The sequence below is a fragment of the Halomarina pelagica genome (assembly GCF_024228315.1).
In the GTDB taxonomy this organism is placed as follows: domain Archaea; phylum Halobacteriota; class Halobacteria; order Halobacteriales; family Haloarculaceae; genus Halomarina; species Halomarina pelagica.
In genome coordinates, this window is record NZ_CP100455.1 from 533,848 (window position 1) to 560,765 (window position 26,918).

The 26,918-nt window shown below is 67.9% G+C and carries 25 protein-coding genes; 16 read left to right on the forward strand and 9 right to left on the reverse strand.

Going from position 1 to position 26,918, the window contains the following annotated elements:
• Positions 1 to 704: 704 nt before the first annotated feature.
• Positions 705 to 833, reverse strand: coding sequence for a hypothetical protein (locus NKI68_RS23650; protein ID WP_256562702.1), 129 nt, complete (start codon positions 831 to 833; stop codon positions 705 to 707).
• Positions 834 to 933: 100 nt separating this feature from the next.
• On the opposite strand from NKI68_RS23650, the gene NKI68_RS21015 reads away from it, so the two are divergent.
• The 4 genes from NKI68_RS21015 to NKI68_RS21030 all read left to right on the forward strand — a co-directional run bounded on the left by NKI68_RS21015 (position 934) and on the right by NKI68_RS21030 (position 5,580).
• On the forward strand, positions 934 to 3,069 hold the full coding sequence (locus NKI68_RS21015; protein WP_254546705.1) for an alpha-L-arabinofuranosidase family protein: 2,136 nt from the start codon (positions 934 to 936) through the stop codon (positions 3,067 to 3,069).
• Positions 3,070 to 3,187: 118 nt separating this feature from the next.
• On the forward strand, positions 3,188 to 4,216 hold the full coding sequence (locus NKI68_RS21020; protein ID WP_254546707.1) for a family 43 glycosylhydrolase: 1,029 nt from the start codon (positions 3,188 to 3,190) through the stop codon (positions 4,214 to 4,216).
• A gap of 79 nt (positions 4,217 to 4,295) precedes the next feature.
• Complete coding sequence (locus NKI68_RS21025; RefSeq protein WP_254546708.1) at positions 4,296 to 5,258, forward strand: aldo/keto reductase; 963 nt, start codon at positions 4,296 to 4,298, stop codon at positions 5,256 to 5,258.
• A 22-nt stretch (positions 5,259 to 5,280) separates the two neighbouring features.
• Positions 5,281 to 5,580 (forward strand): family 43 glycosylhydrolase, encoded by a 300-nt coding sequence (locus NKI68_RS21030; protein ID WP_254547082.1) that lies wholly within the window; start codon positions 5,281 to 5,283, stop codon positions 5,578 to 5,580.
• An 84-nt stretch (positions 5,581 to 5,664) separates the two neighbouring features.
• Here the strand turns inward: NKI68_RS21030 and dgoD are convergent, their stop codons facing one another.
• Genes dgoD through NKI68_RS21060 form a run of 6 tightly spaced genes read right to left on the reverse strand, consistent with a single transcriptional unit; the run spans position 5,665 to position 13,338 of the window.
• Positions 5,665 to 6,813, reverse strand: a complete 1,149-nt coding sequence (gene dgoD, locus NKI68_RS21035; protein ID WP_254546709.1) for a galactonate dehydratase — start codon at positions 6,811 to 6,813, stop codon at positions 5,665 to 5,667.
• A complete protein-coding gene (locus NKI68_RS21040) occupies positions 6,810 to 9,524 on the reverse strand; it encodes a glycoside hydrolase family 2 protein (RefSeq protein ID WP_254546711.1) in 2,715 nt (904 codons plus the stop codon). The genes dgoD and NKI68_RS21040 overlap by 4 nt, the downstream gene beginning before the upstream one ends.
• A gap of 38 nt (positions 9,525 to 9,562) precedes the next feature.
• Positions 9,563 to 10,234, reverse strand: a complete 672-nt coding sequence (locus NKI68_RS21045; protein ID WP_254546712.1) for a hypothetical protein — start codon at positions 10,232 to 10,234, stop codon at positions 9,563 to 9,565.
• Positions 10,231 to 11,091, reverse strand: coding sequence for a carbohydrate ABC transporter permease (locus NKI68_RS21050; protein WP_254546713.1), 861 nt, complete (start codon positions 11,089 to 11,091; stop codon positions 10,231 to 10,233). The genes NKI68_RS21045 and NKI68_RS21050 overlap by 4 nt, the downstream gene beginning before the upstream one ends.
• The gene (locus NKI68_RS21055) at positions 11,084 to 12,013 is read right to left on the reverse strand and encodes a carbohydrate ABC transporter permease (RefSeq protein WP_368410982.1); all 930 of its coding nucleotides are present in this window, start codon (positions 12,011 to 12,013) and stop codon (positions 11,084 to 11,086) included. The genes NKI68_RS21050 and NKI68_RS21055 overlap by 8 nt, the downstream gene beginning before the upstream one ends.
• Positions 12,013 to 13,338, reverse strand: a complete 1,326-nt coding sequence (locus tag NKI68_RS21060) for an extracellular solute-binding protein (protein ID WP_254546715.1) — start codon at positions 13,336 to 13,338, stop codon at positions 12,013 to 12,015. The genes NKI68_RS21055 and NKI68_RS21060 overlap by 1 nt, the downstream gene beginning before the upstream one ends.
• A gap of 144 nt (positions 13,339 to 13,482) precedes the next feature.
• On the opposite strand from NKI68_RS21060, the gene NKI68_RS21065 reads away from it, so the two are divergent.
• Together NKI68_RS21065 and NKI68_RS21070 are read left to right on the forward strand one after the other, a co-directional pair.
• Positions 13,483 to 14,598, forward strand: coding sequence for an ABC transporter ATP-binding protein (locus NKI68_RS21065; protein WP_254546716.1), 1,116 nt, complete (start codon positions 13,483 to 13,485; stop codon positions 14,596 to 14,598).
• 607 nt (positions 14,599 to 15,205) lie between these two features.
• Positions 15,206 to 15,940 (forward strand): IclR family transcriptional regulator, encoded by a 735-nt coding sequence (locus tag NKI68_RS21070; RefSeq protein ID WP_254546717.1) that lies wholly within the window; start codon positions 15,206 to 15,208, stop codon positions 15,938 to 15,940.
• A gap of 639 nt (positions 15,941 to 16,579) precedes the next feature.
• On the opposite strand, the gene NKI68_RS21075 is transcribed toward NKI68_RS21070, so the two are convergent.
• Positions 16,580 to 17,341, reverse strand: coding sequence for an IclR family transcriptional regulator (locus tag NKI68_RS21075; RefSeq protein WP_254546718.1), 762 nt, complete (start codon positions 17,339 to 17,341; stop codon positions 16,580 to 16,582).
• A gap of 127 nt (positions 17,342 to 17,468) precedes the next feature.
• On the opposite strand from NKI68_RS21075, the gene NKI68_RS21080 reads away from it, so the two are divergent.
• The 4 genes from NKI68_RS21080 (at position 17,469) to NKI68_RS21095 (ending at position 20,421) form a co-directional block, all read left to right on the forward strand.
• Entirely contained in the window at positions 17,469 to 17,609 is a 141-nt protein-coding gene (locus NKI68_RS21080) for a hypothetical protein (RefSeq protein WP_254546719.1), read from the forward strand.
• Positions 17,610 to 17,620: 11 nt separating this feature from the next.
• Positions 17,621 to 18,412, forward strand: coding sequence for an SDR family oxidoreductase (locus NKI68_RS21085; protein ID WP_254546720.1), 792 nt, complete (start codon positions 17,621 to 17,623; stop codon positions 18,410 to 18,412).
• A 2-nt stretch (positions 18,413 to 18,414) separates the two neighbouring features.
• Entirely contained in the window at positions 18,415 to 19,236 is an 822-nt protein-coding gene (locus NKI68_RS21090; protein ID WP_254546721.1) for a fumarylacetoacetate hydrolase family protein, read from the forward strand.
• Positions 19,237 to 19,317: 81 nt separating this feature from the next.
• Entirely contained in the window at positions 19,318 to 20,421 is a 1,104-nt protein-coding gene (locus tag NKI68_RS21095) for a mandelate racemase/muconate lactonizing enzyme family protein (RefSeq protein WP_254546722.1), read from the forward strand.
• A 20-nt stretch (positions 20,422 to 20,441) separates the two neighbouring features.
• Here NKI68_RS21095 and NKI68_RS21100 read toward each other — a convergent pair whose 3' ends face one another.
• Positions 20,442 to 21,164, reverse strand: coding sequence for a metal-dependent hydrolase (locus NKI68_RS21100; RefSeq protein ID WP_254546723.1), 723 nt, complete (start codon positions 21,162 to 21,164; stop codon positions 20,442 to 20,444).
• Positions 21,165 to 21,319: 155 nt separating this feature from the next.
• Here NKI68_RS21100 and NKI68_RS21105 point away from each other — a divergent pair, with 155 nt between their 5' ends.
• The 6 genes from NKI68_RS21105 to NKI68_RS21130 all read left to right on the forward strand — a co-directional run bounded on the left by NKI68_RS21105 (position 21,320) and on the right by NKI68_RS21130 (position 26,912).
• On the forward strand, positions 21,320 to 22,177 hold the full coding sequence (locus NKI68_RS21105; RefSeq protein WP_254546724.1) for an NAD-dependent epimerase/dehydratase family protein: 858 nt from the start codon (positions 21,320 to 21,322) through the stop codon (positions 22,175 to 22,177).
• Positions 22,174 to 23,115, forward strand: a complete 942-nt coding sequence (locus NKI68_RS21110) for a nucleoside hydrolase (protein ID WP_254546725.1) — start codon at positions 22,174 to 22,176, stop codon at positions 23,113 to 23,115. The genes NKI68_RS21105 and NKI68_RS21110 overlap by 4 nt, the downstream gene beginning before the upstream one ends.
• Positions 23,116 to 23,162: 47 nt before the next feature.
• Complete coding sequence (locus tag NKI68_RS21115) at positions 23,163 to 23,621, forward strand: universal stress protein (RefSeq protein WP_254546726.1); 459 nt, start codon at positions 23,163 to 23,165, stop codon at positions 23,619 to 23,621.
• Between the two features lie 51 nt (positions 23,622 to 23,672).
• Positions 23,673 to 24,314 carry an ECF transporter S component gene (locus NKI68_RS21120; RefSeq protein WP_254546727.1) on the forward strand — a complete coding sequence of 214 codons (642 nt, stop codon included), beginning with the start codon at positions 23,673 to 23,675 and terminating at the stop codon, positions 24,312 to 24,314.
• Positions 24,315 to 24,384: 70 nt separating this feature from the next.
• Positions 24,385 to 25,158, forward strand: coding sequence for an energy-coupling factor transporter transmembrane component T family protein (locus NKI68_RS21125; RefSeq protein ID WP_254546728.1), 774 nt, complete (start codon positions 24,385 to 24,387; stop codon positions 25,156 to 25,158).
• The gene (locus tag NKI68_RS21130; RefSeq protein WP_254546729.1) at positions 25,155 to 26,912 is read left to right on the forward strand and encodes an ABC transporter ATP-binding protein; all 1,758 of its coding nucleotides are present in this window, start codon (positions 25,155 to 25,157) and stop codon (positions 26,910 to 26,912) included. The genes NKI68_RS21125 and NKI68_RS21130 overlap by 4 nt, the downstream gene beginning before the upstream one ends.
• Positions 26,913 to 26,918: the final 6 nt, after the last annotated feature.

The following is a 26,918-nucleotide window of genomic DNA, read 5'->3' on the forward strand; positions in this document are numbered from 1 at the left end:
GGTCCGGACTGCGCGGCAGTCCTCGTTCGTACCGCTTCGGCGCGGGACGCACACCGAGGTACAGACGAGTACCGGTAGAATCGCCGGACGTTCCGGAGGCGGACGTTCCGGAGGCGGACGGGGCGGGTGGACGGAACCGCCCGCGCGGTGGTGCGGAGTTTCCCTCCCCGATAACGGGAGAACGTGGGGGTCTGCGCTCGTCCCGAGAGCGAACGTACCGAACGACGTGCGCCCGACGGGCACGGTTTCGCGCGGATCGATGTCCTGCGGGGAGGTACGGCGATCTCGCGAGCGTCCACGCGCGCTGGTTTCTCGAGGTGACGGACCACTCGGCGCGCCCGAGGTCGGTTCCGACGTCCGCGAACGGGACGCCGTGTACCAGTCCGAAATCGCGGAGCCAGGACCCGAGAACGCCGGCAAGCGCGTCACCGCTGCTGATCTGACCCGCCGGTCGACGGATCAGGACGAACGGGTCGAGCGCCGCGGAAACCCCACAGACCGGGTCTCGAACCCGTCGGCGATCTCGGCCGATCCGGCGATCGCCTCGGTCGTACAGCGGACGGTCCTACTCGGCGGATACGGTCATTCGACCGACTGTGACTGAGACGGGTTCCGAGTGACCGTCCAGCCCCCGTCCGTCTTTACCGACTACGTTGATATTATCGGCATCTTCGCTTCGAAGAAGGGGGTACTTACTTTCACGGTTATCGGTACCGCTTCGCGACCCGTTCGACCTTGCTCGTTCGGGCGGGGCGATCCCGTTCGCCGTCTTCGTCTTCGGCCTCGTCCTCGTCTTCGGCCTCGTCCTCGTCTTCACCCTCGTCCGGGTGCACGTGCCCCGATAGAGGTACCGTCCGGGGGGTACGGTTACCGTTCACCGCGCGCGGGGTCCCGGGACCAACGTTAAGCGACCGCTCCGCGACGTCCGAGGTGATGACCGAACGCCAACTCCTCCGACACCGGGACGCGGGCGACCCCGCCGAGGCGACGATCCGCGTGACCCCGGCGGTTCGAGGCGACGCCCCCGTGACGCCGTTCCTCCTCGGGAAGTTCTGCGAGCACCTCGGGCGGAACGTCTACAACGGCATGGACGCGCAGATCCTGCTCAACCCGACGTTCGGGCGGTGGGAGTTCCCGGTCGGCGACGACCACCCCGACGGCGGTATCCAGCCGGAACACGACCCGAACTCGCTCCGCGTCGCCATCGAGCGGTACTGCGAACGGTGGGACCTGCCCCACCCGGTCGGGCTCTGGGAGTCGTATCGCGCCGGGGGTGCGTTCGGGTGGCTACCGGCCGGCGGTGCGACGCTGAGTCCCGAGGTCGGACGGGCGGGAGATCGGGCCCAGCGCGTCTCTGGCGCGGACGGAACCGGACTGCGACAGTACACCCACCTCCCGTTGCACCGGACGCGGACCTACGAACTCGGCGGGAGCGTCCGGGCGACCGAGGCCACCGCCGTCGAGGTGTCCGTTCACCGAACGGACGACGACGCCCGGCCGACGGCCGAACTCGCGCGCGTCGAGGTTCCGGTCGGGCGGGCGTGGACGACGATCGACAGCGAGATCACCCTCCCCGAGGACGCCGACGCACCGCTCGACGACGCGTTCTGCGTCACGGTCGCGGCGGAGGGCGACGCGGACCTCGTCCTCGACCGACTGACGCTCTCGCCCGACGATCACCTCCACGGCGCTGATCCCGAGGTGATCGCGTATCTCCGTGCGGCCGACCTCCCGCTCCTCCGGTGGCCCGGCGGGAACTTCGCGTCGGGGTACCGCTGGCGCGACGGCGTCGGCCCGCTCGACGAACGGCCGTCGCGCGTCAACCCAGCGTGGGGTCGCGCCGAGTCGAACCTGTTCGGAACCGACGAGTTCCTTCGGTTCTGTGAGACGGTCGACTGCGAACCGATGATCTGCGTCAACGCGGGCGACGGACGCCCCGAGGACGCCGCCGCGTGGGTCGAGTACTGCAACGGATCGACGGAGACGGAGATGGGCGCGCTCCGGGCCGACCACGGGCACCCCGAACCGTACGGCGTCACGTTCTGGGAGATCGGTAACGAGCTGTTCGGCCGCTGGCAGGTCGGGTGGACGACGCCGGCGGGGAACGCCGACCGCTACCGACGCTTCCGCGAGGCGATGCTCGCCGCCGATCCCGACGTCGAGATCGTGGCGTGTGGAAACCGCACCTCGCCGGAGAGCCGCTGGAACGAGGAACTCCTGACGAGAGCGGGAGCCGACGCCGCCGTGCTCTCCGATCACGTCCTGACCGGCGGCGCGGTTTCATCCGCGACGGACGGAGACGAACTGTTTCGCGCCTTCCTCGGCTACGCGGACCAGCTGGGACGGGAGTACCGGGAACTCCGCGATCGGATGGCGGCGGTCGGCGTCGACGCGCCGGGGCTCGCGATCACGGAACTGCAGTTGTTCGCCGACTTCGTCCGCGATCGCGAGGTGGAGACCCACGGCGGACCGCTCTCCCCGGAGACGATGCCGACCCGGACGACGATCTCGGAGCCGCTGTACGACGCGACGATACTCCACGAGTGCATCAGGATGGGCGAGTTCGTCCGGCTGGTCACCCACTCGGCGACAGTCAATCACGGCGGCGGCCTCCGGAAGCGACGGGAACGGACGTGGGCCGACCCCGCCCACTACGGCCACGTTCTGTTGAAACCGCTCGCCGGCGGGACGCCGCTGGGGATCGACCTCGCGTGCGGTACCGTCTCGACCGGTCGCTCCTTCGGCCGGATCGATGCCTTCGACGGCGTGCCGGCGGTCGACCCGATGGCGGTGCTCGCGGCGGACGGGTCGGCGGTCCACCTCTCGCTCGTGAACCGGCGGAGCGGCGAGCCGATCTCGCTCTCGCTCGACGTCGAGGCGGTGACCGACGGGGGTACGGCGGCGGTGACGACGCTCGACGCGGAGACGATGCACGCCGAGAACACCTACGAGACGCCCGAACGCGTGTCGCCGTCGGAGGGAACCGCGAGCATACGCGACGGGAGGCTCTCGCTCTCGCTTCCGCCCTTCTCGCTGACCCGGGTGACGGTCCCCGCGTCCGATCCGTGAGCGGACGTCGAGGACGACGACCGATCGATGGTCGATCGACGGCCGATCGACGACCGATCGACGGCGCGTCGTTTCCATGCGTAAGCATATATGCCCGCGTTCCGTGACTCTCGTTGTCATGAGACGACGGCAACTACTGCGTACGCTCGGCTGCGCCTCGACGCCGGCGGTGGCGGGCTGTTCGGGGGCGCTGGAATCCGTGACGCCCGAGACGGAGACGTACTCGAACCCGGTCTTCGAACCGATCTTCGCCGACCCGACGGCGCTCCGGACCGAGGACGGCACCTACTACGCCTACGCGACGGGCGACGACTGGTACGACGGCGAGGGGACGCGTCTCGTCCCCATCGTCCGCTCGACCGACCTCGTGCGCTGGGAGTACGTCGGCGAGGCGCTGACCGAGCGCCCCGACTGGAAGGACGAGGGGGGCATCTGGGCCCCCGGAATCGCCCGCCACCGCGGTCGCTATCTGCTCTACTACTCGGTGTCGGTCTGGGGCGACCCCAACCCGGGCATCGGCGTCGCGGTCGCCGATTCCCCGGCGGGACCGTTCGAGGACCGGGGGAAGCTGTTCACCAGCGAGGAGATCGGCGTCGAGAACTCCATCGATCCCTTCTTCTACGTGGACGAGGGCGTGCCCTACCTGTTCTGGGGGAGTTTCCACGGGATCTACGGCGTCGAACTCGCCGCCGACGGGCTGTCCGTCGCGGGCGAACCGTTCCAGATCGCGGGCGACGCGTTCGAGGGACCGTTCGTCTTCGAGCGCGACGACCGGTACTACCTCTTCGGCTCGGTCGGCTCCTGCTGCGAGGGGATGACGAGCACGTACCACGTGACGGTCGGGCGATCGGAGTCGCTGCGGGGGCCGTACCTCGACGCCGACGGGACCGACCTGATGACGGGAGCGGGACGCCTCGTCGTCGAGGGGACCGAGACGTTCGTCGGACCGGGCCACAACACCGTCGTTCGCGACGACGCGGGCGACGACTGGATGCTGTACCACGCCTACGAGGACCCGAACTACTTCGTCCAGAGCACGCCCCGACGCTCGCTCATGCTCGACAGGCTCGTCTGGAGGGACGGCTTTCCCACCGTCGAAGGGCAGGCCCCCTCGGCGGAAGCGCCCGTTCCGAGCGCACGGAAGTGACGATCGGATAGCGAACGGTTCTATCGGAAGCGATTACCGAAATGCGAGGTGTTTCGGGGTGGTCGGTCCATCTCTCGGTATGGAGTACGTCTCCCTCGGTTCCACCGGCACGAAGGTATCACCGCTCTGCTTCGGTACGTGGCGATTCGGCCACGAGTCCGACGGCACCCTCGAGACCGACCGCGACACGGCCCACGAACTGCTCGACGCGTTCGCCGAACGGGGTGGAAACTTCATCGACACGGCGAACGGCTACGGCGGCGGCCTGAGCGAGGAGTGGATCGGCGACTGGCTCGCGGAGCGCGACCGCGAGGACTTCGTGATCGCCTCGAAGGTGTACTGGACGATGGAGTCCCCGGTGAGCGAGAACCTCTCGCGGAAGACGATCCGCGCCGAGATCGAGGGGACGCTCGACCGCCTCGGCACCGACTACCTCGACGTCTACTACATCCACCGCTGGGACGACGAGACGCCGATCGAGGAGACGCTCTCGACGCTGAACGGCCTCGTCGAGGAGGGGCGGGTGAACTACCTCGGCGCGTCGTCGATGGCGGCGTGGAAGCTGACGAAGGCGCTCTGGAGGAGCGACGTGCACGACTGGGAGCGCTTCGAGGTCACCCAGCCGAAGTTCAACGCGGCCCACCGCGACGAGGTGGCGGAGTACCTCGAGGTCTGCGCCGATCAGGACCTCGCGGTCTGCCCGTGGTCGCCTCTGGAGGAGGGCTTTCTCACCGGCAAGTACGAGCGCGACGGCGAGAGCCCGGCCGGGTCGCGCGGCGACCGCTACTCGTGGACCGACCGCTTCGACGACCGGCAGTGGCGGACCCTCGACGCCGTCCGCGCGGTCGCGGAGGAGGAGGGGGCGACGCCCGCGCAGGTCGCGCTCCGCTGGCTGATGGACCGGACGGCGTTCACGTGCGTCCCGATCGTCGGCGCGAGGAGCGTCGAACAACTGGACGAGAACGTCGACGCGGTCGACGTCTCGCTCTCCGACGACCAGCGCGACCGCATCACCGCCGCCTACGACGAGCACGACCGGTAACGAGGTCGCGCGGTCCGACTCCCTGCTCGGTCCCTACCGCAACGAGTACGGCCGGGACGTGATCGACTCGCACGGTCGGCTCGTCGTCGACGACAGCGAGCAATTCGCCGCCCCTGGGCACAACTCGGTCGCCACCGACGACGCGGGAAACCGCTGGCTCCTGTATCACGCCTACGAGCGCGACGAACCCGCCTCCCTGCCCAGCGGCGCACCCCGACGGCCGATGATGCTCGATCCGCTACGCTGGAAGAACGGGTGGCCGATCGTCGACGGGACGTTCCCGAGCGTCAAGGAGAAGGTACCGATCGTCCACGAGCGGTAGCCGGAAGGCGTCACGGAACCGCGTCACGGGGTCGCTCCGTGACGAAGCCGGATCGGCCGGTACGAACCGTTCGCGTCCCGCGACCTACCACTCCGCGACGCTGCCGTCGTCGTGTCGCCAGACGGGATTGTGCCAGTCGACCGCCCCCGCCCGCTCACGCACGTAGTCCTCGTCGATCTCGATGCCTAGCCCCGGACCGTCGGGCAGGCGGACGTAGCCGTCCTCGTACTCGAAGACGTTCGGATCCGCGAGGTAGTCGAGGACGTCGCCGCCCTCGTTGTAGTGAATGTCGAGGCTCTGCTCCTGGATGAGCACGTTCGGCGAACACGCGTCGACCTGCACGCACGCGGCGAGTGCGATCGGTCCGAGCGGGCAGTGCGGGGCCATCGCCACGTCGTAGGCTTCGGCCATCGCCGCGATCTTCTTCACCTCCGTGATCCCCCCAGCATGCGAGAGGTCGGGTTGGATCACGTCCACGACGCCCTGTTCGAAGACCTCCTTGAAGTCCCAGCGCGAGTAGAGGCGTTCGCCGGTGGCGATCGGCGTCGAGGTGTGGGCGGCGATCTCGGGGAGCGCGTCGGTGTGCTCCGGAAGGAGGGGTTCTTCGATGAAGAAGGGTTCGTGCGGTTCGAGCGCGCTCGCCAGCCGCTTGGCCATCGGTTTCGACACCCGCCCGTGGAAGTCCACTCCCACGTCCACCGCCGGCCCCACCGCCTCCCGGACCGCCCCTAGACGGTCGACCGTCGCTCCCACCGCGGCCGGGGTATCGACGCGGCGGAGTTCCGGCGTGGCGTTCATCTTCAGCGCGGTGAACCCCTCCTCGACCTTCTCGGCGGCGGCTCGACCCACGTCCGCCGGTCGGTCACCGCCGATCCACTGGTAGACGCGGACGCGGTCGCGCGCCCGACCGCCGAGCAACTCGTAGATCGGCGCGTCGAACGCCTTGCCCTTGAGGTCCCAGAGTGCCTGGTCGATGCCGGCGATGGCGCTCATGAGGATGGGGCCGCCGCGGTAGAACCCTCCGCGGTACATCGTCTGCCAGTGGTCCTCGATGGGCATCGGATCCTCGCCCAGCAGGTAGGTGTCCATCAGTTCTTCGACGGCGGCGCGGACGGTGCGCGCGCGGCCCTCGACGACCGGCTCGCCCCAGCCCACGCGGCCGTCGCTCGTCTCGAGGCGCAGGAACAGCCACCGCGGCGGGACGGCGTAGAGTTCGTAGTCGGTGATTCTCATTCGCGTACGATGGTTTCGAGGAGGTCGTTCATAAGTACCGTTGCCGTCGGGTGGTCGCCGTAGCCGTCGGCGAGTCGGAACGTGCAGGCGGTGATCGTTCCGGCCCCCAGGTCGCGCGTCGCGAGCGGCGTCGCCTCGTTGACGAGCCAGCCCTCGACGTATCCCACGTGTACCTCGTCGGTCGCCTCGAGATCCGTCGCGACCGCGTAGGGGTAGAGTCCGTCGAACGCCCATCCGAGACGGCGGTCGACGGTCAGATCGGCCACCAGCGCCGAGTCGCCGTAGAGCAGCGACGAGACGAGGTTCCAGCTCTCCGTGGCCGGAAGCTCGCGGAACTCGAAGGGGCTCCCGTCGGTCATCGAGCCGTCGGCGTCGGGGACGAGGAGGACCGCGCCGCCCTCCTCGGCGAACGCCCGGACGGAGTCGTCCAGCTCCGTGACGATGGCGACGTCGACGTCCCCGTCGAGGTCGTGCTGAACGTCGACGCCGTTGTCCGCGGCCGCCATCTGCGGGCTTATCGCGCCGCGGACGAACGCCGCGACGCCGTCGCCGTCGAACTCGCGCTCGGCGACCCAGAGTCGCTCGGTCGAGGTAACCTCTCCGGCGGGCGTTTCGAGCGAGACCGTCAGCTCGTCCGACGCGACGCCGGTCACGTCCGCGGTGACGGCGAACGCCTCGTCGATGCGCGTCACGCTCGCGGGATCGGCGGTGACCGCGACGGTCCCGGACCGGCCGAACGCCTCCCACGAGAGGTCGGCGTCGATCGGGTCGGCGGCGTCGTTGACCACGACGACGTCGACCGGGACGTCCTCCCCGCTCCAGGCCGAGCGCGCGTGCGGTTCGAGCCGGACCATCACCGGCCCGTTCACCGCGGCGAACGCATCACAGAACGCCTTCTCCTCGCGGTGGTAGTCGAGTAGCCCGTTGAACTCCCACTCGATGTCCGAGAACTCGGTGATGACGTAGCCCGCGACGTCCTCGCGGGTTCTCATCTGTCCGATGACGTCGGCCACGGAGACGAACTCCCGCTCCTGCCAGACGGACGCGAGGTCCTCGAATCCGTCGAAGACCGTCGAGAGGTGGGAGTCCTCGTAGCGCTCGTCCACCCCCGCGGGGCGCTTGATGGGGTCGTCGAAGAACTCGTGGTCGAACCACGGCGGCTCGCCGCCGTACCGCTCCCTGAGCGCGTCGACGTCGCACAACCCCCACGTGCCGAACTCGGAGACGACGATCGGCGCCTCCGACGGGTCGGTCTCGGTCGCGGCGTAGTTGTCCGCCGGGTGGGTGAGGACGTGGTCGAGGTCGTCCGCCCACGCGTCCGCGCGGTCGGGGCTGACGAAGTACCGGTGGTAGTCGTTGACGTCGGTGGCGACGTGCGCCCACCCGGAGTTGTCGCAGACGGGACGCGTCGGGTCCCACTCGCGGACGGTCTCGTACAGCTCCACGAGGTACGCCTGTTTCTCCTCGTCGGTCCAGAGGCTCGTCTCCTCGTCGAGACCCTGCGGGTTCCCGATCCCCCACTCCTCGTTGTAGAGGCTCCAGAGAACCACGCTCGGGGAGTTGTAGTCGCGCTCGACGAACCCTCGCAGTTGCTCGCGGACCTCCCGCTTCGAGCGCTCCGTGCAGACCGTCGGGTTCGCCGGTTCCTCCCAGACGAGGATGCCGAGCCTGTCGGCCGCCTCGACGAAGTCGGGGTGCGCGGGCTTGATGTGCTTTCGGAGCAGGTTGAACCCGAGTTCCTTCGCGATCCGGATCTCGCGCTCGAAGAGGTCGTCCTCGAAGGGACGATAGAGCGTCCCGGGGTAGTAGCCCTGGTCGAGCGCGCCGCGGAGCCGTATCGGCTCGCCGTTGAGGAGGAACCGGTCCCCGGTCGTCTCGAAGCTCCGCATGCCGAAGTAGTCCTCGTAGCGGTCGACGGTCTCGCCGTCGGCGCGGAGGCGGACCGTGAGGTCGTAGAGGTGCGGGGTCTCGGGCGTCCAGTAGACCGGATCGTCGATGTCGAGTTCGACGCGCGCCGAGCCGTCGGCGTCGAGTTCGGTCGTCGCCTCGGCGACGGTCTCTCCGTCGGTCGCGGCGGCGACGACAGCCGTCACGTCCCGTCGCCCGTCCGCGATCTCGACCGCTAGCTCGACTTCCGCCGCGTCCGTCTCGAGGTTCGGCGTGACGCGCGCGCTCGTCGTCCGCGTCCCGGGCCGCGTCCGGAGCGAGACGTCCCCCCAGATACCGCTCACGCGGGTGTACCAGGGAGCGCCCTGTTTGCCGTGCGGGATCTCAGAGACGTCCTCGGGGTCCTCGACACGCACGACGACGGTGCTCTCGCCCCCGCCGGACTCGTCCGTGACGTCGAACTCGAACGGGAGGTAGCCGCCGCGGTGCGTCCCCACCTCCTCGCCGTCGACCCAGACGGTCGCCTCGTAGTCGACCGCCCCGAACCGGAGCGCGACGCGTTCGTCACCCCCGACCTCGGAGACCTCGATCCGGCGGCGGTACCACGCGACGCCCGTGTACTCGAGGTACTCCTCCCGCTCCTGCCACGCGTGCGGTACGTCCACGGTCGTCGTCTCGGGCCAGTCAGCGTCCGGCCCGTACCAGCCGTCGCGACGCCCCTCGTCGTCGGGGTCGAGCGCGAACTCCCACGGTCCGTTCATCGATCGTTCGGTTCGATACGACTGTGCGTCTGTCCGTTCCCGGGTTCGATCTAGTTCGTTCATGTAGTGTCCTCGGAGAGTCGTTCGTTCACGTGCTGTCCTCAGAGTTCGGTCGGCAGGCGATTCGAGTGGCGGACGATGCCCGCGGTCCCGCGCTCGTCTCCCGCGTCCTCCCGATCGAAGTCGAAGAGGAACAGGTGCAGCGAGAAGGCGACCGCGGGAAACAGCAGGACGAACCCGACGGTGAGCGCGACGGTCGCGACGAGTACGGTCAGGGTCAGGAGCGCCGTCGTGAGCGCGAGCGTCGGATGTCCCGTGACCTGTGTGCGGCCGAACCGGAGCGCCTCGACGACCGTCGCGCCGTCGGAGAGCGACACGAACGCCGGCACGAGCACGAGCACCGCGTACAGGGCGGCGTAGGCGCACGCGACGGTGAGCGCGGCGCTCAGCGCGGTTCCCGACGCGAGGTAGTCGCCCGCGTACAGGCCGGCGGCCAGCGCGGGGACGATCGGTAGCGCGCCGAGCAACAGCGCGTGAACGCCGTTCGCCCGCAGCCGTTCGGCGACGGTCCCGCGATCGACTCGTCCCGTCTCGCGCAGCGACCGTATCGCCGCGTACGCGCCGAGGGTCGCCGGGCCGATCGTGACGAGCGGGAGGGAGGCGACGAACCACGCCACGCTCACGCCGACGAGCGCGGCGGCGTGGCGGTAGACGAACCGCCCCGTCTCGCTGAGGGCCGACCGAAGCCGCGCGAGATCGGAGTCGCCGGTCATCCGGTCGTCCCCTGGATCTGCACCGCGTCGATCAGGTAGTCCTGCAGCAGCAGGAACACCACGAACAGCGGGAGCGACGCGATGAGCGTCGCCGCCATCGTCAGCCCCGGCTGGAAGACGTTCGTGCTGGTGAGCGTCACCAGCCCGATGGCGAGCGTGTACGATCCCTCCGACTGCAACACGAGCAGCGGCCAGAGGAACTGGTTCCACGTCGTGACGAACGTGAACAGCGCGAGCGCCGTCAGCGGCGACTTCATCAGCGGGAGCAGGATCCGCAGGTAGATCTGGAGCGACGAGAAGCCGTCCAGCCGCGCCGCCTCCTCGATCTCGTCGGGGAAGTCCCGGAAGAACTGTACCAGGAGGAAGACCCCGAGCGGTCCCGCCGTCAGGGGGAGGACGACCCCCCAGTAGCTGCTGAGGAGGCCGAGATCGGCGACGAGCGTGTAGAGCGGCACGATATTGACGTACGCCGGCACCATGAAGCTCGCGACGATGACCGTCAGCACGACGTTCTTCCCCGGCCAGTCGAGGCGGGTGAGCGAGAACGCGATGAGCGAGTCGAACACGAGCACGATCACCGTCGTCGCGGTCGCGATCAGGATCGTGTTGAGCATCCACGTCTCGATGATCGACCCCGCGAGCACCTGCCGGTACCACTCGAACGTGATCGTGCTCGGGATCCAGTGGGGGACCTGCGAGAACAACTGGTCTCTCGGCTTCACCGACGTGGACAGCATCCACAGGTACGGGACGACGAAGAGAAACGCCGTCCCGTACAGCGCGACGTACACGCCGGCGGTTCGGATCGATCCGACGTCGATGCGGCCCGCGACGCTCGGTTCGCTTCGGTTACTCATCGTTCCTCCCGATGACGAGGTAGTTCACGAGCGAGACGCCGACGAGCACGACGAACAGGAAGTAACCGACGGTGGCGGCGTAGCCGAACTCGTGGCTCTGGAAGGCGATGTCGTACAGGTACATCACGATCGTCTCCGTCGAGTTCCCCGGTCCCCCGCCGGTCATGATGAACACCTGTCCGAACACCTGGAACGACGCGATGAACTGGACGACGGTCACGAACAACAGCGCCGGCTTCATCTGCGGCAGCGTGATGTCCCTGAGCGTGTTCCAGCTTCCGGCACCGTCGATCTTCGCGGCCTCGTACAGCCGGCCGGGGATGCTCTGGCGGGCCGAGAACAGGATGACGAAGTTGAACCCGAGCGTCCACCAGATGGTCGTCAGCGCGATGGCCGGCATCGCGAAGAGTTCCGAGTTGAGCAGATCCGGCGGGTTCGCCACGATCAGCCCGAGATAGTAGTTGAGCAGGCCGTACTGAGCGCCGTAGATCTCGAGCCAGATGAGCGTCACGACCGACACCGTCAGGATGTACGGGCTGAAGAAGACCGCGCGGAGCGCCTTCTTCCCCTTCACGTTCCGGTTGACGCCCAGCGCCAGGAACAGCGCCAGGACGACCAGCGTCGGGACGGTCAGGACGACGAAGTACACCGTGTTCTTCACCGAGGTCCAGAACAGCGGGTCCGACAGCATCCGGGCGTAGTTACCGAACCCGATGAACTCCGACTCGGAGGGGTAGATCGCGTTCCAGTCGAAGAAACTCATGTAGAGCCCCTTCAACAGCGGATAGAGGAGGAACAGCGAGAACACCACGAGGTACGGGAGGGCGAAGAGGACGCCCTCGAGCGACTCCCGTTCGGCGTACCCGCTCGTCACGCCCTTCAGCCGTTGGAAGCGGCCGGTGATTCGAGTTGCGATCGACATCACGACGAGAGGATCTGGTCGACCCGTTTGGCGGCCTGCGAGATACCCTGCTTCGGCGGGACCTTCTGCGTGTAGATCTGCGAGAGGTTCTTCATGATCGGCTCCTTGTACTCCGTGACCTTCTCGTTTCGCGGTACGTACGCGATCTCGTCGGCCTTCGCGATCTCGTAGAACGTCTTCAGCGACTTCTTCCAGACCGTCGCGTTGCGGAGTTCGTCGGCTTCGAGCGCCGACTGACTCGCCGGCAGGTGTCCCGCGACGGTGCCCCACGTCAGGCCGCCCTCCTGGGTGAGCCACTTGGCCGCGGTGACGGCGGCCTCGGAGGCCGCGTCGCTCCGCTTCGGGTTCCGCGGGATCGCGAGCGTGTGGCTGTTGGCCCACGTCGCGTTCTGCACCTTCCCGGGCTGGACGAACGGCCGGAACATGCCGTAGTCGAAGTCCTGCTGCTCGGCGACGCTGTAGTACCACGTCCCGTTCTGGAGGATCGCGAGGTCGCCGGCGCGGAACGCCTTCGTCCCGCGGTTGTTACCGATCGACGCCTTGTCCCAGTTCCACGTCCCGCTGACCTTCGCGAGGTACTCGGCCACCTCGACGCCCTTCTGGCTGTCGAACGCCGCCTTCTTTCCGTCCTCCGTCAGCAGCCGGCCGTCGAGTTGGCGGAGGCGGAGGAAGTAGTCGCGCAGCAGTTCGGTCATGCCGTACGGTGCCGGGCTGAACGCCAGCTTGCCCGTCTTCTCGACGATGGCGTTGCAGGCGCGCTCGAACTCCTCGGCCGACTCCGGCGGTTTCTCCGGGTCGAGACCGGCCTGCTCGAAGATGTCCTTGTTGTACCAGTAGCCGGCCGGGTGCGTGTCGAGCGGGAGGGCGAGGCGCTTTCCGTCCACGTTCATCTTCTTCCAGATGGAGGAGACGTACTTGTCGCCGACGTTCGACCCGGCCATATCGCCGAGCGGCTCGACCACGTCGGCGTACTTCGCGAGGCGCGTCGCGTGGACGACCGCCAGGTCCGGCGGGTTACCTCCGGTCAGCGCCGTGTAGAGCTTGTTGTAGTACTGATCCCAGGGGAGGCGCTGTCGCTTGATCTGGACGGAGTCGTGCTGCTCGTTGAACGTCCCGACCATCTGCTTCATCGCCTTCCCGTCCCCGCCGCCGAAGAGCGTCCAGAACTCGACGGTGGTGGTCCCGTTCTTCCCGCCGCCTCCGCCGGACTTCGTACCGCTGTTCCCGCCCATACAGCCTGCGAGTCCGGCGACGCCGGCCGCACCGGCGGTCGCCACGAAGGCGCGCCTGCCGAGGCGCGACGACCTCTCGCTATTGCTTGACATACCACTCCTACGAATCGTGCCCATCTACATAAATTTTCGCTATCGTTCGGCGGGCGGCGTCCGACGTCCGCGTCTCCGAACCGCACCGAGCGTGAGAGAGCATATATTTTTATGTAGGACCGTCCCTATGTGACACGCAATCCCATGAGTAGCGTGAGCTTCAACGGAGTGCGGAAAGAGTACGACGGGTCCATCGTGGCGGTGGACGGGTTCAGCATGGACATCGAGGACGGGGAGTTCGTCTCCATCGTCGGGCCCTCGGGGTCCGGCAAGTCGACCCTCCTCCGGATGCTCGCCGGACTCGAGGACATCACGGACGGGGAGATCAGCATCAGCGACCGCGTCGTGAACGACGTCCCCCCGCAGAAACGGGGTATCGCGATGGTGTTCCAGAACTACGCGCTCTACCCCCACATGACGGTTCGGAAGAACATGTCGTACGGTCTCAAACTCACGACGGACCTCCCCGACGACGAGATCGAGTCTCGCGTCGAGGAGGCCGCCGAGATGATGGGCATCGAGGAACTGCTCGACCAGCGGCCGGGGAACCTCTCGGGCGGGCAGCAGCAGCGCGTCGCGACCGGCCGCGCGATCGTCCGCGACCCGGAGGCGTTCCTGATGGACGAACCGCTCAGCAACCTCGACGCGAAGCTGAAGGTCCACATGCGGACCGAACTCCAGCGGATCCAGGAAGACCTGAACACGACGACCATCTACGTCACCCACGACCAGGAGGAGGCGATGACGATGTCCGATCGGATCGTCGTCCTCGCCGCCGGCGCGCTCCAGCAGGTCGGGACCCCGGACGAGGTGTATCACCAGCCGGTCAACAGGTTCGTCGCCGAGTTCATCGGGAGCCCCTCGATGAACTTCTTCGACGTCACGCTCCGCGACGCCACCCTCGTCGGGCCGTCGTTCGAGTACGCGCTCTCGGAGGAGTTCGTCGACCGCGTCGACGCGACCGACGGCGACGCGCTGATCCTGGGCGTCCGTCCCGAACACATCCACCTCGGCGACGAGGCGGCCGGCGACAGCATCCGGGCGACCGTCGACGTCGTCGAACCGGTCGGGAGCGACAACTACGTGTACGTCACCGTCGGCGAGGACGAGTGCATCCTCCGAACGCCGAGCGGAGTACGACCCTCGGTCGGTAGCGTCGTCGACGTCTCGTTCGACGAGTCGAGCCTCCACCTCTTCGACGCCGAGACCGACCGGAGCGTGCTCACGCGCCGGACGGACTACCTTCCCGCCTCCGACTGAACGGGATAGTCCGACTCACCACTCGACCGCCTCCCGCGCTCGCTTCGCGCCGTGCCGTGCCGCGCCGTGCCCCGGTCGATCGCGCGGCGACGTGCTTCGATCACGTTTTCGGTTATCCCTCCGCAGTCCAACGGCTCGCCGCGACGGCCCGCTATTCCGCCGAATCGGCGACGAACGGGGAACGACATCGCGTCCTCTCAGCGACGCTTCGAAATGGGAAACGCACGACCGGACGATGGGCCGGCGGTATCGCGACGGCCCGCATCTGCTCCCTTTCGGGGGCGAACGGTCGACGTAGAACTCCCGCGACCGACAGACCGCCCCGACGACGCGAGAGGAGTGCTGCGGCGTCGTCGCCGGAGACCGCCGACGGCGGCCGGCCCCTCCGGTCTCGTTTCGCACCTTCCGCGTCGCTTCACTGGCTCCCTCCGGCCGTTTCCTCACGGGAAACGAACCTCCCGCTCTCGACGATCGATCGCCGCGGTTCGTGGTCCGTAGGGGGGAGCGCGACACGACGGGCGGCGCGAACGCGTCCGTCGCTCCCCGACCTCCCGTTCTCGTTCGAAGTAGGAAACATTATGATCGATGATGCGGATAGTACATGATCGTGACTACAGATGACGCGCACGTGATCCAGACCGTGGTGAAGGCGTTTCGGATCGTGGAGGCGCTGAGAACGCTCGAACGAGCCGGAGTGACGGAACTCGCGACGCGTCTGGGCTACTCGAAGAGTTCCGTCTACAAACACCTCGACACGCTCTACCGGGTCGGCTACGTGAACAAGGCGGACTCGAAGTACTCCCTCAGCCTCAGATTTTTCGATCTGGGAAACGAAGTCCGTCGGCGGCAGACGCTGTTCGAGATCGCGAAACCGTACGTGGACAACCTGGCTCGCACGACCGGCGAATCGGTGGCGCTCGCGGTCCCGGAGCGCGACGAGGTCGTGAACGTCTACTGCGCTCACGGAGGGGGATCGAAGGCGCTGGAGGAAGGCGAACGAAGGCCCATGGTCGAATCGACGGCGGGGAAGGCGATCCTCGCCTTCAGCTCACCGCTCGGCACGGACACGCTCTGTGCCGACATCTCGGTGGAGATCGACGACGAACTGCGGACGGAACTCGGTAGGGTTCGCGATCAACGGCTCGCGATCGATCGGAGTAGCACCGAACAGGGCGTCAACGCGGTCGCGGTCCCGATCCGGAACGCCGACGACCGCGCCCTGGGGGCGATCTGCGTCTGCGGATCCGCGGCTAGCCTGTCGGGGAAGCGCCTCGAGGAAGACATCGCCGGTCTCCTGGTGAGTTCGAGCAAGGGAGTAGAGGTCGAACTGCTGAAACGGTGAGCGATCGTGCGCGCTCGCCCGGAACTGAACCGGTCGGCAGATAACGAACGTAGCTCTGTTATCGCCGAGGCGGTATAGTCGATGTACGTCCGTCCGATCGTCCAGCACCGGGGACCGGACGCGCTCCCGCCGCATCACTGTTAAGCATGCCTAAACGTCCCTGCGTCCAGAACTCCCGGCGAAACGCCCCGTCGGTCTCACGACGCAAACTCCCCGGAAGCGCGTCCAGTCTCTCGAAACCGGGCCCCCTCGCACGACGGGCGCCGCCCGGTCGTCCGTGACGGATGTGCACGCGCTCCTCGCTCCCCGCCGCGCGAACGAGCGCGTGACCGACCGCCCCGTCGCGTGAGCCGTCGTGTCATCGACCCACCTCGAAATAACGCGTGTATCGTTGTTATTGCCATCCGCACGATCGCTCCGCGGGCCGCGCGTCGAACGTCGCAGATCGCCGAATTCGTGGCGTTCGAGCGCGATCTGTCGAGTCGGCGATCGCGCTATTCCGATTACCAGTACCGTCGTCGTTCTCGTTGGAGGCGAGTCTCCCCTCGGCCCGGACGCGTCGGTATCGACGGGCGCGTCGGGACGGGGGAGCCGACGTACCGCATCGGGAGAATTGCGTTTAGCGTCGCCAAACGGGGATCAGGAGTACTTCAGGTTGATGCTGATGACGTTGGCCGCGCGTTCGACGAGTTCGGGGACGTCCGATTCGAGTCGTTCGCCCTTCATCCTGCTCGTGGGGCCCGCGATGCTGACCGCGCCGTACGCCACGCCGCCGTTCGTGGTCACGGGGGCGGCGACGCACCGGATCCCCTCCGCGCGCTCCTCCATGTCGTAGGCGTAGCCCCGCTCCCGGATCGTCGCGAGTTCCTCGCGGAGGTCGTCGCGGTCGGTGATCGTGTGCGCCGTGGACGCCGGGAGTCCCTGCACGTCGACGATCGACTCGACGCGCTCCTCGGGGAGGAACGCCAGGATCGCCTTCCCGAGCGCGGTGCTGTGTAAGTTCACCCGCGAGCCGATGCCCGTGTCGAGCGTCAGCGCCTGCGACCCCTTCGCGCGGTGGAGGTAGACGCCGTGGCCGTGCTCCTCGACGAGGATGTTGGCGATCTCGCCGGTCTCTGCGGCCAGGCGGTCGATCTCCGGCACGCCGATCTCGTAGATCTTCTTCCGACTCCGCACGTACTCCCCGACCTCGAAGAAGAGTAACCCGAGGCGGTAGACGTCCCCGTCGCGGACGACGCACTCGTGCTCCTCGAGCGTCGCGAGGTGGTTGTGCACCGTCCCCTTCGTCAGCCCGAGGTGGTCCGCCACCTCGGTCACCCCGGCCCCGTCTAACTCGCGTAGCGCGTGGACGATCCGAATCGTCGTCCCCACCGACTTCACCGGGTTTTTCGCTTCGTTCATGGGTACGCGATGCCCGTCCGGGTACAAAAAGCTTGTTTAGTAACTCCAAACGCCCGACGGCACGCGCTGCCCTCACAACGACGAGCGATAGTGATAATACCGTGGATATCACCGAAATGGGCGGAAAGTGCCAGAGGATCTGAGGGTGAGCGGTTTTCCGATGCTAAACAGAGCCGACGACCGCGAACGGGGACGGCCGACGGCGTCGGTCGACCGTGAGACGCCGTCCGAACGGAAGAAGAGCTTTATACCACCGCTCGTAACTTGATCACGTCAGTCATGGATCTAGAGATAACGGGAAATACCGCTCTGGTCACGGCATCGAGCAGCGGCCTCGGGAAAGCCTCGGCGAAGGCGCTCGCCCGCGAGGGTGCGAACGTCGTCGTGAACGGTCGCGACGAGGACCGACTCGCCGAGGCCGTCGGCGACGTCGAGGCGGTCGCGACCGGCGAGGTCGTCGGCCACCCCGGCGACCTCACCAGGGAGGAGGACGTCAGCGCGCTCGTCGAGCGGACGGTCGACGAGTTCGGGGGGATCGACCACCTGGTGACGAGCGCCGGGGGACCGCCGAGCGGGCCGTTCCTCGAGACTGACGAGGACGACTGGTACGACGCGTTCGACCTCCTCGTGATGAGCGTCGTGCGACTCGTCCACGAATCGGCGGACTACCTCCGGGCCGACGGCGGCGGTACCGTCGTCACCATCACCTCGCGCAGCGTGAAGGAGGCGATCGACTCGCTAGTGTTGTCCAACTCGGTCAGGATGAGCGTCGTCGGACTGGAGAAGACCCTCTCTACGGAACTCGCGCCCGACGTGCGCGCGAACGCCGTCCTGCCGGGGCCGCACGAGACCGCGCGGATCCGCGAACTGGTCGAGCAGTCGGTCGACCGGGGCGAGTACGGCTCCTACGAGGAGGGACTGGAGGCCCGCGGGTCCGGAAACCCGATGGGACGGATCGGCGACCCGATGGAACTCGGCGACCTCGTCGCCTTCCTCAGCTCCGAGCGATCCAGCTACGTCAACGGCGTCGCGATCCCCGTCGACGGCGGTGCGGGCAGTTCCAACCTCTAGCAATGCCGCACCTCGCACGGACGACCGACGGGACCGCACTGCTCGGCGACGGCGATCGGTTCGTTCCGCTGGCCGCCGCGGAGCCGTCGCTCTCCAGCGTGAGCGACGCCCTCCCCCGGGCGGCGGCGGGGACGCTCCCCGAGTGGAAAGGCGCGCCGGCGAAGGCGCGGCCGGCGTCGTCGTTCTCGTTCGCGACGCCCCTCGAGACCCCCGGGAAGCTCTGGGGCATCGGCCTGAACTACGCCGATCACGCGGCGGACCTCCGGGAGGACTGGCCCGAGGAGCCGGCCAGCTTCATGAAGCCCGCGACGGCGGCGACGGGACCGGAGGGACCGATCACCCTCCCTCCCCGGGAACTCTCCGATCGGGTGACCGCCGAGGCGGAACTCGGCGTGGTCATCGGTCGCACCTGCTCCGACGTCGGCCGGGAGGAGGCCGAGGACGTCGTCGCGGGGTACGTCCCGGTGATCGACATGACGGCGGAGGACATCCTCGAGCGGAACCCGCGCTTTCTGACCCGCTCGAAGAGCTTCGACTCCTTCATCGTCATCGGGCCGTGGATCGCGACGACCGACGAGGTCGAGTCGCTCGACGACGTGACGGTGCAGACGATCGTCGACGACGAGGTCGTCGCGGAGAACGAGGTCCGGAACATGATGACGCCGCCGCGCGACCTCGTCTCGTTCCACTCGCGGGTGATGACGCTCTCGCCGGGCGACGTCATCTCGACCGGGACGCCCGGCGCGTACCCGATCACCCCCGGAGACCGGGTGACCGCGCGGGTCGAGGGGGTCGGCGAGGTCTCGGCGGACGTCGTTCGGTGACGCGCCGGCGGCTCGACCCCGCCGAGCGGCCCGTTGACGAAACACTCTTTACCCTCCTGCCGAATGGTGTCAAACGCACTCATGGAAATCACCGAAGTGGAAAGCTTTGCGGTCTCCATCCCGCTGAAGGAGCCGGTGGCGTTCGCGACGCGGGTCGTCGAGGAGCGCGACCACGCGATCGTGTACGTCCGCACCGACGACGGGACGGAGGGACTGGGGTACACCCTCGGGTACGGCGGCGCGGACGTCATCGCGCAGGCGGTCGAGTCGGTGCTCGAACCGATGCTCGTCGGGGAGGACCCACGCGACACCGAGCGCCTGTGGCGCGAGATGTTCGACGGCACCGTCCAGATCGGCCGGAAGGGCGTGATGGTGCGCGCCATCTCGTGCATCGACATCGCGCTCTGGGACATCAAGGCGAAGGCCGCGGGCCAGCCCCTCTACAAGTACCTCGGGGCGTACACCGACGAACTACCGGCGTACGCAAGCGGCGGGTACTACCGGGAGGGCAAGGGCCTGGAGGGCCTCCGCGAGGAGATGCGGACGTACGTCGACCGGGGTCACGACGTCGTGAAGATGAAGGTCGGCCGGAAGTCCCTCGAGGAGGAGGTCGAGCGGGTCCGCGTCGCCCGGGAGGCGATCGGTCCCGAGCGGACGCTCCTGCTCGACGCGAACGGCAAGTGGAAGAACAAACAAGAGGCGGTCCGCGCCTGCCGCCGGTTCGCGGCGTACGACCCCTACTTCATCGAGGAGCCGGTGATGCCCGACAGCGTCGACCTCATGCGCGAGGTCAACGAGTCGCTCGACTACGCCGTCGCGGCCGGCGAACTGGAGTTCTCGCGGTACGGCTTCGCCCACCTCCTCCGCGAGGGTGCCGTCGAGATCGTCCAGCCCGACGTGACCGTCGTCGGCGGCGTCACGGAGTGGATGCGCGTGGCGAACACGGCGAACTCCTACGACGTCCCCATCGCGCCGCACTACAACTGGGACCTCCACATCCAGCTGCTCGCGGCCGTCGAGAACGGCCTCTTCATCGAGTTCTTCTACCGCGACTCCGACGTGAAGGCGTTCGACGACGTCCTGAAGCACCCCATCGAACCCGAGGACGGCGTGATTCGACTCCCCGACCGGCCGGGCCACGGCGTGGAACTCCACGACGACAGGCTCGATCAGTTCCGCATCTGAGCGCCGTCCCCCGCTCGCGGTTACAGGACGTACCGCTCGCCGACGTCGAGCGGGCGGATCTCGGGCCGTCGGGACCGGTCCACTCGCCCGTCGAGTTCGGCCTCGAAGGCCTCCACCTCGCCGCTGCCGGGGACGTAGTGGACGGGGACGATCGTCTCCACGTCCAGCCACGACGCGGCGACGGCGGCGTCGTCCGGCGGGAGCGGGGCGAGATCGCCCGGCGCGCCGCCGACGGGCAGCAGCACCGTGTCCGGTTCGTATCGCTCGGCGAACAGCCGGAGGTCGCCGAACAGCGACGTGTCGCCGGCGTAGTAGAGGCTCCGCTCGGGGAAGCCGAAGTAGAAGCCGAGGGGCATCCCCGACAGCCGGTCGCCGCCGGACTCGAAGTACGAGAGGTGCCGCGTCTCGAGGACCCTGATCTCGATCCCGGCCTCCTCGAAGGTGTTGCCCCAGATCACGCTCCGAACCCGCTCCGGCGGCACCCCTTCGTCGCGGAGGTGATCCGCGAGGGCCGGTTCGGTGATCACGGTCGCGCCTGACCGGGACGCGATGGCGCGCGTGTCGCCGACGTGGTCGTACGCCCCGTGGGTCACGAAGACGTAGTCCACGTCCTCGAAGTCCTCGACCGTGAGCGACGACCAGTCCGGCTCCTCGATCCACGGGTCGACCAGTAGTCGGGTCCCGTCGAATTCGATCTCGAACGACGAGAGCCCGTAGTAGGTGAGCGTCGGTTCCGAGTGCATCGCTACCGACTGCGCGAGCGAACTACATCAATCCGCCGGGTCCGACGCCGGCGGTGGTCAGGGGAGCGGATCGGGGCGAGCGAGCGACCCTGGCGACCCCGAACGTCCCGACTTCCCACCGAATCTTTAATACCGCTCTCGGAAATTCGACTCGTATGGACGTCCTGTTGACTGGCGCGTTCGGTCGCGTCGGCACCGCCATCATCGACCACCTCGCGCCGCGCGAGGAGTACGACTTCACGTATCTCAACCGAAGCGACCGACCGGAGTACGACACGTTCGTCGCCGACGTGTCCGACTACGAGGCGATCCGTCCGGCCTTCGAGGGCACGGACGCCGTGATCCACCTCGCCGGGTACCCCGAGACCGACGGCACGTGGGAGCAGGTCCTCGACAACAACCTCGTCGGCATGGAGAACGTCCTCCGGGCGGCCCGCGACGCGGCCGTCGAGACGTTCGTCTTCGGCTCGACGAACCACGTCGTCGGGATGTACGAGGTCGACGACGCCCCGGCGATCTACGAACCGGACTTCGACCTGACCGTCGATCACACGGCCCCCCACCGGCCGGACTCGTACTACGGCTCCTCGAAGTGCTTCGACGAGGATCACGGGCGATTCTACGTCGAGAACTTCGAGTACCCCGAGCGGTTCTACGCGCTGCGCATCTGCAGCGTCCGCCACGAGGAGTACGACCACCCCTACGGCGACGCCGAGCGCGGCGTCGACCGCGGGGACTGGGAGCGCGGGAGCGACGAGTACGAGGAGATGGTCGCGCGGATGAAGGCGATGTGGCAGTCGCGGCGCGACCTGGCGCACATGGTCGAGTGCTGTCTCCGGGACGACTCCGTCGAGTTCGACGTCTTCTACGGGGTCAGCGACAACGACCGACGGTGGTTCGACATCGACCACGCCCGGGAGGTCATCGGATACGACCCGCGAGATAACGGCGAGGAGTGGGACGCCCCGCCCGAGGAGACGCGGGGGACCGGTGGAGGAGGTGTGAGCCGATGACGCGGAAGCTGCTCCTCGACGTGGACCCCGGACTCGACGACGCCCTGGCGGTCCTCATGGCGCTCGGGAACGACTCGGTCGAGGTCACCGGCCTGACGACGGTGATGGGCAACACGACGATCGACAACACCACGCGGAACGCGCTCGCGCTGCTCGAGTTCGTCGGGCGGAGCGACGTCCCCGTCGCCAGGGGTGCCGCGCGGCCGCTTGCGGACGACCTCGTGATGGCCGAGTACGTCCACGGCCCCGGCGGCGTGCCGGAGCCGGTGCGAGACGTGCTCCCCGAACCGACGACGCGACCCGTCGACGCGCACGCGGCGACGTTCATCGTCGAGCAGGCGCACGAGTACGGCGAAGAACTCACGATCGCCGCCGTCGGCCCCCAGACGAACGTCGCGCTCGCACTCGCGCTCGAACCGGAACTCCCCGATCTCATCGGGGGCGTCCACCAGATGGGCGGGGCGCTGAAGACGACGGGGAACGTGACGCCCCAGGCCTCGTTCAACTTCTACGTCGACGCCGCGGCCGCCAGCCGCGTCGTCCAGGAGGCGTCCCCGCACGTCGTCGGTCTCGACGTGACCGAACCGGGGTACCTCCCGCCGGAACTGCACGACACCTTCGCGGACGGCACCGAGTACGGGCGGATGATCTTCGACGTCCTCGACTACAAGGCGCAGGGACCGGACGGGGTCGTAGCGGAGGGCGGCGCCATCGTCAGCGACTCGGTCGTCCTCGCGGGGATGCTCGACGCGGACGTGCTGACCTTCGAGGACGCGTACGTCGAGATCGACACGAGCGGCGGGCCCTCGAACGGCGCGACCGTCTACGACGAACACGGCGTCTACGGCGAGGACCCGAACTGCCACGCCGCGCTGAACGTCGACGTCGATCGGTGCCGGGACGTGATCGTCTCCAGCCTGAAGAGCGCCGCTCCCTAGCCGGGGCGTGAGTAACCCTTAAAAAGGATCGAACCGTCCCCCACGCCATGGACCGAATACTCGTCGTCGCTGAGCCGTCGGAGTCGGGCGTCGCGCTCGTGGAAGAGGCCGGCCGCGTCGCGGCGGAAACGGACGCCGGGGTCGTCGTCCTCGCTCCGGTCGTCGAAGGGGAGGAAGACGAGTGGCTCGACGCGATACGCGAGACGACGGACCTCGCGGACGAACGGGAGCCCTCCTCGCCCGTCGGGGACCTCGCGCGCCGGTTCGCCGACTCGCTCGGGAGTGACGTGCTGGCTCCGCTCGGCGTCGAGTACCTCGCGATCGGCGACCACGTAGAGACGAACAGACCGTCGGCGGAGATCATGGGCGTCGCGGAGAACCACGCCTGCGACTACATCTACCTCCTCACTCATCGCCGGTCGCCGACCGGGAAGGCGATCTTCGGCGACACCGTCCAGTCGGTCATCCTCAACTTCGACGGATACGTCACCGTCACGACGCGGTAGCCCAAGCGAAACGCTTATCTCGGTGCTCCGTCGCATTGTGGGTGACATACTATGTCAAGCACTGAAGCCAAGACGACGGCCAAGAGAGACGTCGGTTTCGTCGAGCGGTTCCGGGAGAGCGTCGGCGAGGACTTCACGATCACGACGTGGGTCCTCATCCCGATCGGGATCGGCATCAACGCCATCGGCGGGTTCATCGCGAGCACGCTCAAGCTACCGCTGTTCCTGGACAACATCGGGACGATGCTCATCGGGATCCTCGCGGGCCCGTGGGCCGCGATGCTGACCGGGGGGTTCGCGAACGTCATCCAGGCGATGCTCGGCAACCCGGTGCAACTGGCGTTCCTCCCGGTTCCGGTGGCGATCGGGTTCGTCACGGGGGTCCTCGCGCGGCGCGGGTGGTTCGACAGCCCGAAGAAGGTCGTCGTGCCGGCGCTCGTGTTGACCGTCGTCGCGACGCTCATCGCGACGCCCATCGTCGTGCTCGTCTTCGGCGGCGTCACGAGTTCCGGCACCAGCCTCGTCACCGCGACGCTCGTCGCGACCGGCCGCAGCCTGGTCGAGAGCGCCGCCTCCGCGCAGTTGATGGTGGAGTTCGTTGACAAGGGCGGGTCGGCGTTCGTCGCCTACTTCATCGGGCGATCCGTCCCCACGCGCTACCTGCCGCCCCAGGGGCAAGATATTTATTCGTAGTCCCCGGCATCACGGTATATGATCCCGAGAACCGCATCCCACCGCGTTCCGCTTTCGGGCGAGGCGATCGATGGCTGAGCGATCCATCTACCAGCCCGGCGAGAGCGTCCTCCACCGACTCAACCCGGTGACGACGTTCGTCCTCGCGGCGTGTCTCTCGGTCGTCGTGTTCGTCGTCCCCGACTACCGGCTCCCGCTGGGCCTGTCGATCGTTCTGCTCGCGCTCGTGTTCGTCGCCCGGGTCCACCGGCTAGTCCTCCGGCTGGTCGCGGCGCTCGCGATCCCGTTCGCGTTCTTCCTCCTGCTCATCCACGGGGTCCTCAACCCGGGACCGCAGGCGGAGCCGCTCGTGACGATCGGGCCGGTGACGGTCTGGGAGGCGGGGTTCGAGACCGCGCGGCTGATCTTCCTGCGCATCCTCGTGCTCATCCTGTCGTTCCTGCTGTTCGCCACCACGAGCCAGCCACAGCGGATGCGCGTCGCGCTGATGGAGAAGGGTGTCCCGAACAAGCTCGCGTACGTGTTCATCGCCTCGCTCCAGATCATCCCCGAGATGCGCACCCGGGCGAAGTCCATCGCCGACGCGCAGCAGGCGCGCGGTCTCGACATCCACGCGGACATCAGGACTCGAACGGGGTCGATCGTCGCGCTGATGGCACCGCTCCTCATCGGCACCCTCATCGCCGCGAACACGCGGGCGCTCGCCCTCGACGCGCGCGGGTTCGACGCGTCCGGCGAGCGGACGTTCCTCTACGACGTCCCCGACACCGGCGGCGAGCGACTCCTCCGGTACGCCGCGGTCGTCGCCGTGTTCGGCGCGCTCGCGTGGAGGCTCCTCCCATGACGCTGATCGACGTGGACGACGTGACGTTCCAGTACGCCACGCAACCCGACGACGAGTACGCGGTGCGGGACGTCAGCTGCGAGATCGACGCCGGGAGCTTCGTCGGTATCACCGGTCCGAGCGGTGCCGGCAAGGCGACGCTCTGTCGGTTGATCGCGGGGCAGATCCCCCACTTCTACACCGGGGAGCTGAGCGGGTCGGTCACCGTGGACGGAACGCCGACGAGCGACGAGTCGCTGGGCGACCTCTCGAAGCGGATCGGGTTCGTCTTCGAGAACCCGTACGACCAGCTCACGGGCGCGACCTCGACCGTGCTGGAGGAGGTCGCGTTCGGGCTGGAGAGCAGGGGTTTCAGCCGGGACGAGATGCGGGAACGCGCCAGGGAGAGCCTCGCCGCGATGGGCGTCGAGACCCTCGTCGACCGCGACCCGCAACAGCTCTCGGGGGGGCAGTGCCAGCGCGTGGCCATCGCGTCCGTGCTCGCGATGCAGCCCGAGATCCTCGTCCTCCAGCAGCCGACGGCGCAGCTCGACCCGGAAGGGACCGACGAGGTGTTCGACGTCGTCGGCCGGATGAACGAGGAGGGGTACACCGTGGTGATGGTCAGTCAGGACCTCGAACGGCTCACGCCGCTCCTCGATCGCCTCCTCGTGATGACAGAGGGGAGGATCCGACTCGACGGTCACCCCGAGGAGGTCCTCCTCCGCGCCGCGGACGACGACCTCCCGGTCGTCGTCCCGAAGACGATCGCCGTCGGTCGTCGCCTCCGCGAGGCGGGGTACGTCCCCGCGGACGAGTCGATCCCGGTAACGGAGGAGGGCTGTCTCGCCGAACTTCAGCGGGCGATCGGTCGCTCCATCTCGCGGGAGGGATCGAGCGTCGACGCCGGTACGGACGGGAACCGACGGAGCGTGGACGACGTGGACGAGAGTGCGCAGATCGTCCTCGACGGACTCCACTACAGCTACCCGAGCGGCGTCGAGGCCCTCAGCGACGTCTCGTTCTCGCTCGACGAGGGGTGCGTCTGTCTGATCGGTCAGAACGGGGCCGGGAAGTCGACGCTGGTGAAACACCTGAACGGGCTCCTCGAACCGACCGAAGGGGAGGTGTACGTCGACGGGTCCAGCACTCGCGACAGGACGGTGGCGGAACTGGCACACCACGTGGGACTGAGCTTCCAGAACCCCGACGACCAGTTGTTCCACAGTTCGATCGACGACGAGATCAGGTACGGCCCGCGAAACCTCGACTACGACGACGAGGAGATCCAGACCCGAGTCGACCGGGCCGTCTCCCAGTTCGATCTCGAAGGGGACAGGGAGCGAAACCCGTACGACCTCAGCGAGGCGTGGCGCAAGCGGGTCGCGGTCGCCTCCGTCGTCGCGATGGACACGCCGGTGGTCGTCCTCGACGAGCCGACCAGCGGTCAGGACGCGCCCGGCCGGGACTGTCTCGGGCGGGCCGTCGACGCCCTCGTCGAGCGGGGGAAGCTGGTCGTCGTCATCACCCACGACATGGAGTTCGTCGCCGACCACGCCGACCGCGTCGTGTTGCTCTCGGAGGGCCGCCTGCTCGCGGACGGTGATCCCCGGACCGTGCTCACCGACGAGGCGACGCTGGCCCGATCCAACGTTCACCCCCCGATCGTCGCCCGCTACGGGCTCGAACTCGGGGTGGAACCCGTCCTCTCCATCGACGAACTCCTCGAGGCACTCGAGACACAGCGCCAGGGTCCGCGCGGCTCGTCGCGGTAGTGTGAG

Excerpts from the sequence above, each read along its gene's own strand:
- NKI68_RS21015 (WP_254546705.1), top strand. The coding sequence starts at position 934 with ATGACCGAACGCCAACTCCTCCGACACCGGGACGCGGGCGACCCCGCC.
- NKI68_RS21020 (WP_254546707.1), top strand. The coding sequence starts at position 3,188 with ATGAGACGACGGCAACTACTGCGTACGCTCGGCTGCGCCTCGACGCCG.
- NKI68_RS21025 (WP_254546708.1), top strand. The coding sequence starts at position 4,296 with ATGGAGTACGTCTCCCTCGGTTCCACCGGCACGAAGGTATCACCGCTC.
- dgoD (WP_254546709.1), bottom strand. The coding sequence starts at position 6,813 with ATGAGAATCACCGACTACGAACTCTACGCCGTCCCGCCGCGGTGGCTG.
- NKI68_RS21040 (WP_254546711.1), bottom strand. The coding sequence starts at position 9,524 with ATGAACGAACTAGATCGAACCCGGGAACGGACAGACGCACAGTCGTAT.
- NKI68_RS21045 (WP_254546712.1), bottom strand. The coding sequence starts at position 10,234 with ATGACCGGCGACTCCGATCTCGCGCGGCTTCGGTCGGCCCTCAGCGAG.
- NKI68_RS21050 (WP_254546713.1), bottom strand. The coding sequence starts at position 11,091 with ATGAGTAACCGAAGCGAACCGAGCGTCGCGGGCCGCATCGACGTCGGA.
- NKI68_RS21055 (WP_368410982.1), bottom strand. The coding sequence starts at position 12,013 with ATGTCGATCGCAACTCGAATCACCGGCCGCTTCCAACGGCTGAAGGGC.
- NKI68_RS21060 (WP_254546715.1), bottom strand. The coding sequence starts at position 13,338 with ATGTCAAGCAATAGCGAGAGGTCGTCGCGCCTCGGCAGGCGCGCCTTC.
- NKI68_RS21065 (WP_254546716.1), top strand. The coding sequence starts at position 13,483 with ATGAGTAGCGTGAGCTTCAACGGAGTGCGGAAAGAGTACGACGGGTCC.
- NKI68_RS21075 (WP_254546718.1), bottom strand. The coding sequence starts at position 17,341 with ATGAACGAAGCGAAAAACCCGGTGAAGTCGGTGGGGACGACGATTCGG.
- NKI68_RS21085 (WP_254546720.1), top strand. The coding sequence starts at position 17,621 with ATGGATCTAGAGATAACGGGAAATACCGCTCTGGTCACGGCATCGAGC.
- NKI68_RS21090 (WP_254546721.1), top strand. The coding sequence starts at position 18,415 with ATGCCGCACCTCGCACGGACGACCGACGGGACCGCACTGCTCGGCGAC.
- NKI68_RS21095 (WP_254546722.1), top strand. The coding sequence starts at position 19,318 with ATGGAAATCACCGAAGTGGAAAGCTTTGCGGTCTCCATCCCGCTGAAG.
- NKI68_RS21100 (WP_254546723.1), bottom strand. The coding sequence starts at position 21,164 with ATGCACTCGGAACCGACGCTCACCTACTACGGGCTCTCGTCGTTCGAG.
- NKI68_RS21105 (WP_254546724.1), top strand. The coding sequence starts at position 21,320 with ATGGACGTCCTGTTGACTGGCGCGTTCGGTCGCGTCGGCACCGCCATC.
- NKI68_RS21110 (WP_254546725.1), top strand. The coding sequence starts at position 22,174 with ATGACGCGGAAGCTGCTCCTCGACGTGGACCCCGGACTCGACGACGCC.
- NKI68_RS21115 (WP_254546726.1), top strand. The coding sequence starts at position 23,163 with ATGGACCGAATACTCGTCGTCGCTGAGCCGTCGGAGTCGGGCGTCGCG.
- NKI68_RS21120 (WP_254546727.1), top strand. The coding sequence starts at position 23,673 with ATGTCAAGCACTGAAGCCAAGACGACGGCCAAGAGAGACGTCGGTTTC.
- NKI68_RS21125 (WP_254546728.1), top strand. The coding sequence starts at position 24,385 with ATGGCTGAGCGATCCATCTACCAGCCCGGCGAGAGCGTCCTCCACCGA.
- NKI68_RS21130 (WP_254546729.1), top strand. The coding sequence starts at position 25,155 with ATGACGCTGATCGACGTGGACGACGTGACGTTCCAGTACGCCACGCAA.